The sequence below is a fragment of the Kribbella albertanoniae genome (genome assembly GCF_004348455.1).
GTDB lineage: Bacteria > Actinomycetota > Actinomycetes > Propionibacteriales > Kribbellaceae > Kribbella > Kribbella albertanoniae.
On record NZ_SMKA01000337.1, the window covers coordinates 1 to 9,382 of the forward strand.

The following is a 9,382-nucleotide window of genomic DNA, read 5'->3' on the forward strand; positions in this document are numbered from 1 at the left end:
CCGCCCCCACCATCAGCCCCACCGGCACACCCCGCTCCGCCGGCACCGCCGTACTGGAGATCACCATCGCCGCCACCCACCCGATCCCGGACGTCAGCAACAGCCGCGGCCGAACCCGCCGCATCACCGCGACGAGTCCCAACACCCACAACAACTCAAGCGCATAGCCGGCCCGCACCCCCACCGCGCCATCCGCCAGCACCGCAAACACAATCCCGATCACACCAAGCGTCACGCCCATCACGCCGTACGGCATGCTTCCGCCGTCCGACCCGAGGTAACGCCAGAACCGCCGCAGCACCTTCACCACGGTACGACGCCACGTGCCGGATCAGCGTTCCGCCGAGCTCAGGGGGTCTGGACTGGGGTTGTGCGTTCGGCGCGGCGCCAGGCGAGGGCGAGGAGTACGGCGGCGGCGGTGCCGGCCAGGCCGAACCAGCCGATGGCGGTGGCTGCGTTGGTTTTGTCGGAGAGGATGCCGGCCAGGAGGGGGCTGATGCCGGTGGCGGTGGTGAGGCCGGAGTTGGACATGCCGATGGCTTGGCCTCGGCGGGCGTCGGGGAGGCGGAGTGTCATGGAGGTGGTGGTTTGCATGACGACGATGGTTCCGAAGGCGCCGGCGATGACGAAGAGGAGGACTGAGATGACGATGTTGGGGTGCAGGAGGCAGAGGGCGACCGGGGCTGCGGCGGCGATGGAGAGGGGGCCGAGCAGGCCGGGGCGGCGGTGTTCGGGGACGAACTTGCTGAAGAGGAAGGCGCCGATGACGCTGCCGAGAGGGTCCGCGGCCAGGATGATGCCGACGGTGACTGCGCTGCCGCCGAACAGAGCGGCGTACGGGGCGGCCATGCCTTCGTAGACGGCGACGAGGGCCATCAGCCACAGCATCAGGACGAGGGCGCGCATACCGCGGTCGGCGAAGAGCAGGCCCCAGGTTTGGCCGATCGATGAGCCGCGTGCTCCCGGCTCAGGAGCCGTACGGGCGGCTGGGCGGTGTTGCAGGCGGAGGCGGATCAGGATCGCGGAGCCGAAGAAGGTGAGTGCGTCGAGCACCAGAACGACGTACGGGTTGAAGACTGCGATCAGCAGGCCGCCGCCCGCGAAGCCGGCCATCTGGGCGGACTGGATGGTGATGCTGCGGATCGCCATACCGGTGCTGAAGCGTTCTTCGCCGAGTACGTCGGGGAGCAGGGCGAGCTGGGCCGATTTGAAGACTGGTTGGAGCAGGGAGACGATGCCGACGAGCACGCACAACGACCAGAACGGCATTGCCGGGATCGCGACCAGGAGGATCAGGCAGCCGCGTAGACCGTCGATCCAGAGGATCAGGTCGCGGCGCGGGAAGCGGTCGGCGAGGCCCGTGAGGAAGACGCCCCCGAGCAGGGACGGGACGAACGTCAGCGCGTAGGTCAGGCCGGTCAGCGCGGCCGAGCCGGTGTCGGCAAAGACGAGCACGGACAGGGCGACGCGCGCCAGTTGATCGCCTGCGACCGACTGCAACTCAGCCAGCCACATTGCGCGGAATTCCGGTACCCGGAACACGTCTCGATAGCTCACAGCGCCCGCCATACGCCTGACCGTAGGTTGCTTCAGGGGCCTGCTGAGCAGTATTCGAGCCTGGTGGAAACCTCCCTTCGGACTGGACAGAAGGACTAGTGCGGAACTTCGGAGCGTTACCGGCAGTTGTGCTCTTGGGGGATTCTGTAATTGGTGACCAGGCAGGAGATACGGGATGAGCAGGCGGGTCGAGCAGAAGGCTCAGGCGCGTGAGCGAGTGGCGGCGTTGCGGGCACAACAGCAGCGGGCCGAGCGGCGCAAACGGCTGCTGATCGCGGTCGGCGCGGTGGTGGCCGTCGTGGTGGTGATTGGCGGGCTCGTGATCATCAAGGTCGCGGGTGGCGGCGACAAGACTGCGACCGGGCCTTCAGGGACTGCCGACGCGCAGATCGTTGCCGCGCTCAGTTCGATCCCGGCCGAGACCTTCGCGAAGGTCGGCAGCGACGACGTGCAGGCCGCGCCGTCCGCGATCACCGCTCCCCCGCTGACCGCCGACGGCAAGCCGAAGGTGCTCTACATCGGCGCTGAGTTCTGCCCGTACTGCGCGGCCGAGCGGTGGCCGGTGTCGGTCGCGCTGGCCCGGTTCGGGACGTTCCAGAATCTCGGTACGACGCACTCCGCGGCGGACGACGTGTTCCCGAACACCCCGACGCTGTCGTACCACGGCGCGAAGTACACGAGTCAGTACCTGTCCTTCACCGGTCTCGAGACGACGACCAACGAGAAGGGCGCCGACGGCCAGTACAAGCCGCTGGACACCCCGAGTGCCGAGGACCAGAAGACCTTCCAGACCTACAACGCCCCGCCGTACGTGAAGAGCGGTGGGTCGATCCCGTTCGTCGATCTGGGCGGGAAGTTCGTTGGATCCGGCGCAACGTTCAGCCCGGAGATCCTGGCCGGCAAGAACCAGGCCGAGATCGCGGAGTCCCTGAAGGACGCATCGAGCCCGATCGCCAAGGCGGTCGACGGTTCGGCCAACGTCTACACCGCGGCCCTCTGCCAGTTGACCAACAACCAGCCGGCCAACGTCTGCAGCACGGACGCCGTCAAGGCCGCCGCCGGCAAGCTCGGGAAGAGCTGAATGACCACGACAACCGCCCGGGGATCGTCCCTGGGCGTGATCCCCTGGCTGGTCCTATCCCTCTCCGCGATCGGCGTTCTGGTCTCGGCCTACCTCACCTACGAACATTTCACGGCCGGTACGACGCTCGCCTGCCCCGATAGCGGTGTCGTCAACTGCGTGAAGGTGACGTCGTCGCAGTACTCAAAGCTGTTCGGCGTACCGGTCGCTCTGCTCGGTCTGCTGTTCTTCATCGGCATGACCGCCCTGTCGGTGCCGGCTTTTTGGCGTACGGCGTCCCCGTGGCCGTCGCGCGCCCGGCTGGCCGGCGTCGTGGTCGGCGTCGTCTTCGTCCTCTACCTGGTGTGGGCCGAACTCTTCCGCATCAACGCCATCTGCCTGTGGTGCACGGTCGTCCACGCCCTCACCCTGGTGCTCTTCGCCCTGGTCGTCATCCGAACAGCCCTGCCACCACTGGAAGACTGAGGTTGCCCCTGACGGGTGAGACTCTTTGGGCTCATTGCTCATCCGTCTGGGGGAACCACATGATTCGACAGTTGGCAGCCGTCTCTGCCACTGCGCTACTCGTCACCGCCTTCCACGCCGTACCGGCCACCGCCGCTCCTACGGAGTCGTGCACCCGCACGCTTCTCGAACTGCCGGCCGACGTGGAAACCTATCCCGGTAGCTACGTCAGGGGCGCGTCTCGCTCCGGCCGCTACATCCTCGGCCACGCCTCCCGCCTCGACCGGAGCTCGTCCCAGGGGCTGCTCTGGGTCGACGGTGTACCGCGCTGGTTGGGCTCGCGGCCCGACGGCGACTCGTACGGGTACGCGGTCAACGAGGACGGCTTCGTCGTGGGCCGCACCACCACGCCGGAGGCCACCGAACACTGGCTCTACTCGGCCCAGGCTGACACCTACAAGATCCTGCCGGTCCCGGAGAACTTCCAGATCGCGCACATCAGCAGCATGAACCGGCGCAAGGACTTCGTGGGCCAGACCTGGGACCCGAACAGCGAGACCTATCCCCCGTTCGTCTGGCCCGCCGGGGGCCGCCCGCAGAGCCTCCCCCAACCCTCAGGTGTGGACATCTTCTCGGTGGACACCATCGCCGAGGACGGACGCATCAGCGGACAAGGCAGCAAGCAGAGCGTGAACGAACCCCACGCCTACCTGTGGACTTCCTGGAACCGCCGCCCGCAGCGCATCACCGGCCCCAACCAGGAACCTGTCTCGATCCGCACCATCGAAGGGCCCTGGCTCGGCGGTGGCGGCAACAGTTGGGAGCCGGCCGGCTTCGTCTGGAACACCCGCACCCACCGAACCACCCAGATCGAGGACTACGTCGCCGACATCAACTCCTCCGGCGACCTCGTCACCGCGGGCCGTGAGCAGTTCGAAGTTCCCTCGGTCCTCATCCGCGCGAACGGCACCCGGACCGCGCTGCCCGCCAACACCTACCTGACCCGAATCTTCAACCGCGATGCTCCGTGGACCGCCGCCGGCTACGACCCCACCATCGGCAACAACCGAGCCCTCGTCTACAAGTGCAGCTAGCCGACGGCTGATCGTTTAGCGAGACACGCCGACGGGGTACCGCATAGCTGTCCAGCCCACAGGTTTCTGCAAGGAGGACGCCATGGGTATCGGCGTGTCCGTGTTCTTGCTCGCGGTCGGAGGCATCCTTTCGTTCGCCGTCTCCGACCGCATCAGCGGCGTCGACCTCACAGTCGTCGGCTACATCCTGATGGGCGCCGGAGCGTTGGGCCTGATCATGGCCGTGCTCATCACCAGCCAACGCTCCCGCGCCACTCACACCTCCGTCACCGAGCAACGCCGCTACGAGGAGTAGACCTCCGCTACTTGTACAGGTCGTCGAGGACGTCGGCGTACTGGGTTTCGACGTACTTGCGCTTGAGCTTGAGGCTGGGGGTCATTTCGCCGGACTCGACCGTGAGGTCGCGGTCGAGGATGGCGAACTTCTTGATGGTTTCCCAGCGGTTCAGGCCGGCGTTGAGTTCGTCGACGTAGCCCTGGACCATGGCCTCGGCGGCCGGGGAGGTGACGATCTCGGCGTAGGACTTGCCGGCCAGGCCGTTCGCGTCGGCCCAGCCGGTGATGGCGTCCGGGTCGAGGGTGATCAGGGCCGAGACGAAGTTGCGCTTGTTGCCGTGGACAACGAACTGGCTGGCGTACGGGCAGAGCGTCTTGAAGCGGCCCTCGATCACCTGAGGGGCGACGTACTTGCCGCCGGAGGTCTTGAAGAGGTCCTTCTTGCGGTCGGTGATGAAGAGGAAGCCGTCCTCGAAGTGACCGATGTCGCCGCTGTGGAACCAGCCGTCGCCGCTCATCACGTCGGCGGTCTGCTCGGGGAGGTTGTGGTAGCCGCTCATCACGCCGTCGCCCTTGATCAGGATCTCGCCGTCCTCGGCGATCTTGATCTCGGTGCCGGCGAAGGGCGGGCCGACGCTGCCGAGGCGGTAGTTGTCCGGCCGGTTCAGCGAGGATCCGGCAGCGGTCTCGGACAGGCCGTAGCCCTCGAGGATCAGCAGGCCGGCGGCGTGGAACCACTCGGCGAGCTGCTTGTCCAGGGCCGCGGAGCCGGAGACGAAGAAGCGGATGCGGCCGCCGAAGCGGGCGCGGATCTTGGAGAGCACGAGCTTGTCGGCAACCGCGAGCTGGGCGGCCAGCAGGCCGGACGGCTCGGAACCCTTCTGCCGCAGTGCGGAGGCACGAGCACCGACACCGAAGGCCCAGTCGAAGAGCTTGGCCTTCACACCACCCTCGGCGGCGATCATCGTCTTGATCCGGGCGTGCGCCTTCTCGAAGATGCGCGGCGCCGCGGCCATGAACGTCGGCTGGACGATCGCGGCGTTCTCGACGATCTTGTCGATCCGCCCGTCGATCGCGGTCGCGAACCCGAGCTGGAACTGGACCGCGAGCAGCACCTGACCGAACACGTGCGACAGCGGCAGCCACAGGAACTGCAGGTCGTCCTGACTCAGTACGCCGGTCTCCTCGACCGCCGCACCCTCGTACGTCCAGACCGAGTGCGGGAGCCGGACACCCTTCGGCCGGCCGGTCGTGCCGGAGGTGTAGATCAGCGTGCACAGGTGATCGGGCCGGACCTGGGCGATCCGCTCGTCCACCTCCGCGAGCCGCGACTCCCCGAGCGCATCGAGATCGGCGAGCGTGATGACCCAGTCGCCGTCCTCCGTGACCGGCGTGCCGTCGATCAGCACGACCTTGCGCAGCGACGGCATCTGGGCCTTGTGCGCGCGCAGCTTGTCGACCTGCTCGGCGTTCTCGGCGAAGATCACCTGGACGTCGGCGTCCGCGACGATGTACGCGACGTCGTCCGACATGGTGGTCGGGTAGATCGTGGTCGTCGGGGTCGCGGCGAGGATGCCGGCCACGAAGCACTCGACCCACTCGATCCGGGTACTCGCGGCGATGGCGACGCGCTGCTCGGCCTCGACGCCGAGCGCGATCAGGCCGGCCGCGCGGCGGCGGGTCAGCGCCTCGGTCTCGGCCCAGGTCACGGACTTCCAGCCGTCGCCGGACGGGTACCGGAATGCCTCGCGCTGCGGCGTCGCCGCGACCCGGTCCAGGAACATCTGGGCCATGGTTTCCTTGCGGTTGCTGAGCACAGCGTTCATCGATGGCCTCCATCGGGGGTCAAGTGAACTGGACAGTAATGCAAGGTCCGCCCGCTGGCCATGCCACTCGCTTGCCCACCGCGACCTTCTCGATTACGTTTCCGCAACATGCGCATACGGCCTGTGGCCCTTCTCTCACTCTCCGCTCTGCTGCTGGCTCAACTTACCCCTGCGGCAGCGGCCCCGCCCCCCTCCGAGTTCGGCACCGACTACGACGATCCGCGCACCCCGGTGCCCGCGATCGCCGTACCGGACACCAAGCACTGCCAGGTGCAGATCGTCCGGCACGGCTTCCGAAACTTCGACCCGTACCAGTCCACCTACACGCCCCCGGCCGACTGCCAGGGCCCGTGGTCGAAGGTCGTCCTGCGGATGCACGGCGAGGTGAAAGGCGTCCAGTACGACCGCCTCGGCCACATCACGATCGGCGGCGTCGGCGTCTTCCGCACCTCGACCCCGGAGCCGAGCGCCGACGGCATCGCCTGGGATGTTGAAAAGGACGTCACCTCCTACGCCCCGCTGCTCACCAAGTCGCAGCCCGTCGTGATGGAGCTCGGCAACGTCGTCAACGAGACCTACACCGGCGTACTGGACATCACCGTCACGCTCGACTTCTACAGCACGGGCCGCCGGGTCCCCGCCGCCAAGACGGCGAACGTCGTACTGCCCCTGCAGGACCAGCGCCGCGAAGAATCCGACCTCATCGGTACGGCGACGCTCCCGCGGAACACGACTCGTCTCCTCGGCGAGGTGTACGTGACCGGTTCGGGTGGCGGCTGCGAAGAATTCTGGGACACGTCGGCCCCCGCGGAGACGGGCTATTCCTGCCCGGACGGATCGCCGTACCGGGAGGTGGACGTGTCGATCGACGGCAAGCCGGCCGGGATCGCGCTCCCCTACCCGTACATCTACACCGGCGGCTGGTCGAACCCGTACTCCTGGCGCCCGTCCCCCGCGCCGCGTGCGTTCGACATCAAGCCCTTGATCTACGACCTGACGCCGTTCGCCGGACTGCTCACCGACGGCAAACCGCATGAGTTCCGCGTCCACGTCAACGGCGTACCGGCTGGTCAGAGCGGGTGGTTCACCGTCCCGAACCTGCACGTCTGGACCGACCCGCACCGCGGTCAGACTCATGGTGCACTCACCTCGTACGACGTCGCGCCGCTGACGAAGTCCGACCAGGTGACCGGCGCCCCGAACCAGGCCGGATCCGTGTCCACCAAGGCCTCTCGCACGCTGAAGATCAGCGGCTATGTCGACACCTCAGCCGGCCGGATCCGGACGACAGTCCAGCGGACCCTGCGCAACACCTCGGAGCACACCTGGTCCGCCGGTGAGACCCACGACAGCCTCGACGCCAACTGGCGCGACACCTCGATCGTCACCAGAGGCGGCAAGGTCGAACTCACCGATCTCGACTACGGCAAGACCGGCCTGCTCACTTTCTTGCCCAACGCAACGGTCCCCGGTGGGTACGACGTGGTCACGGATCTGAAGATCTACGACAAGATCCGGACCACGCAGGGCTCCAGCAACGAGACCTACGACGGCCGCGCCTCCTGGATCTACAACGTCCCCCGGGACCAGCGGCACGCCACCGGCACCCAGACCGTCCGCTTCCAGTCCTTCGGGGCGAACGGTTGCTACGACCACACCCTGCAAGCCGTCAACGGTATCTACACCAAGGACCTCCACCGCTGCTGACCGCCAGCCGCGGGACCCGCACTTTGCTAAGCCGACCCATCGCATGGTGGTCCGGCCCTCGCCGCAATGTCCGAAAGACCGGAGGGCCCGCCTCCGGACGTTCGGACGTCAGCCGCCTCTCCCAGCTAACGTCCGAAGGATCGGAGGGCCGGTCTCCGGTTGTTCGGACGTTAGGGGACCTGCAGCGAACGGTCGCCGAAGCCCCTTCCCCAAACTGGTTCGGGGAGGGAAATGGGGCTGCGGCCGGCTCACCTTGAGCACGCGTCAACCACATTCGGGCCGCGCGGATGGTTGAGCCGTGCTCAACGTCGTACCGGCTCGTGGGGACGGCCCACCGAGCTTGGGGCGGTCGGAGTGCTGGGTCAGCGGGCGGCGAGGAGCTCGGCGATCTGGACGGCGTTGAGCGCGGCGCCCTTGCGGAGGTTGTCGTTGGAGACGAAGAGTACGAGGCCGCGTCCGTCCGGGACCGACTGGTCCTGACGAATCCGGCCGACGTACGACGGGTCCTGGCCGGCCGCGAGGAGCGGGGTCGGCAGGTCGGCCAGTACGACGCCAGGCGCGGAACCGAGGATCTCGATCGCCTCGGCGGGCGTGATCGGGCGGTCGAACTCGGCGTGGATGCTCAGTGAGTGGCCGGTGAAGACCGGCACCCGGACACAGGTCCCGGCGACCGGGAGGTCCGGCAGGTGCAGGATCTTGCGGCTCTCGTTGCGCAGCTTCTGCTCCTCGTCGGTCTCACCGGTGCCGTCGGCAACGATCGACCCGGCCAGCGGGAGCACGTTGAACGCGATCGGACCGGCGTACACCTTCGGCTCGGGCAGGGTGATGCCCTCGGTCCCGAGCGCCAGCCGGCCACCGACCTCGGCGAGCGCGCGGGTCTGGTCCTCCAACTCGCTGACCCCGACACCGCCGGAACCTGAAACGGCCTGATAGGTCGAGACCACCAGCCGGGTCAGCGTGGCGGCCGCGTGCAGCGGCTTCAGCACCGGCATCGCGGCCATCGTCGTACAGTTCGGGTTGGCGACAATGCCCTTCGGCAGGTGGTTCAGGTCCTCCGGGTTCACCTCGGAGACGACCAGCGGGACCTCGGGATCCATCCGCCAGGCCGACGAGTTGTCGACCACGACAGCTCCCGCGGCAGCCACCCGCGGCGCGAACTCCAGCGACGCCGTCTTCCCGTTCGAGAACAACGCCAGCTCCAGCCCCCCGAAGTCAGCGGTCGCCGAATCCTCGACCGTGATCTCGGTATCCCCGAACGGCAACTTCGACCCCGCCGAACGCGCCGACGCGAAATACCGCACCTCGTCAACCGGGAACGAGCGCTCAACCAGCAGCTCCCGCATAACCCGCCCGACCTGACCCGTAGCCCCAAACACTCCAACTCGCATACCCCGACC

9 protein-coding genes are annotated in these 9,382 nt (G+C 67.5%); 5 read left to right on the forward strand and 4 right to left on the reverse strand.

Annotated features, from left to right (window positions below; genetic code table 11):
- Positions 1-310: hypothetical protein (locus E1261_RS40345; RefSeq protein WP_132415034.1), on the reverse strand; the 310-nt coding region annotated here is incomplete at its 3' end.
- Positions 311-348: 38 nt separating this feature from the next.
- Entirely contained in the window at positions 349-1,569 is a 1,221-nt protein-coding gene (locus E1261_RS40350; RefSeq protein WP_132415035.1) for an MFS transporter, read from the reverse strand.
- Between the two features lie 163 nt (positions 1,570-1,732).
- On the opposite strand from E1261_RS40350, the gene E1261_RS40355 reads away from it, so the two are divergent.
- The 4 genes from E1261_RS40355 (at position 1,733) to E1261_RS40370 (ending at position 4,471) form a co-directional block, all read left to right on the forward strand.
- Positions 1,733-2,638 (forward strand): DUF929 family protein, encoded by a 906-nt coding sequence (locus tag E1261_RS40355; protein WP_132415036.1) that lies wholly within the window; start codon positions 1,733-1,735, stop codon positions 2,636-2,638.
- The gene (locus E1261_RS40360; RefSeq protein ID WP_132415037.1) at positions 2,639-3,103 is read left to right on the forward strand and encodes a vitamin K epoxide reductase family protein; all 465 of its coding nucleotides are present in this window, start codon (positions 2,639-2,641) and stop codon (positions 3,101-3,103) included.
- A 59-nt stretch (positions 3,104-3,162) separates the two neighbouring features.
- Entirely contained in the window at positions 3,163-4,176 is a 1,014-nt protein-coding gene (locus tag E1261_RS40365; RefSeq protein WP_132415038.1) for a hypothetical protein, read from the forward strand.
- Between the two features lie 82 nt (positions 4,177-4,258).
- Positions 4,259-4,471, forward strand: coding sequence for a DUF6458 family protein (locus tag E1261_RS40370; protein WP_132415039.1), 213 nt, complete (start codon positions 4,259-4,261; stop codon positions 4,469-4,471).
- 7 nt (positions 4,472-4,478) lie between these two features.
- On the opposite strand, the gene E1261_RS40375 is transcribed toward E1261_RS40370, so the two are convergent.
- Positions 4,479-6,278: an AMP-dependent synthetase/ligase gene (locus E1261_RS40375; protein WP_132415040.1), complete on the reverse strand. Its 1,800-nt coding sequence runs from the start codon at positions 6,276-6,278 to the stop codon at positions 4,479-4,481.
- Between the two features lie 108 nt (positions 6,279-6,386).
- On the opposite strand from E1261_RS40375, the gene E1261_RS40380 reads away from it, so the two are divergent.
- A complete protein-coding gene (locus E1261_RS40380) occupies positions 6,387-7,985 on the forward strand; it encodes a peptide-N4-asparagine amidase (RefSeq protein WP_132415041.1) in 1,599 nt (532 codons plus the stop codon).
- Between the two features lie 362 nt (positions 7,986-8,347).
- On the opposite strand, the gene E1261_RS40385 is transcribed toward E1261_RS40380, so the two are convergent.
- Positions 8,348-9,373 carry an aspartate-semialdehyde dehydrogenase gene (locus tag E1261_RS40385; RefSeq protein WP_132415042.1) on the reverse strand — a complete coding sequence of 342 codons (1,026 nt, stop codon included), beginning with the start codon at positions 9,371-9,373 and terminating at the stop codon, positions 8,348-8,350.
- Positions 9,374-9,382: the final 9 nt, after the last annotated feature.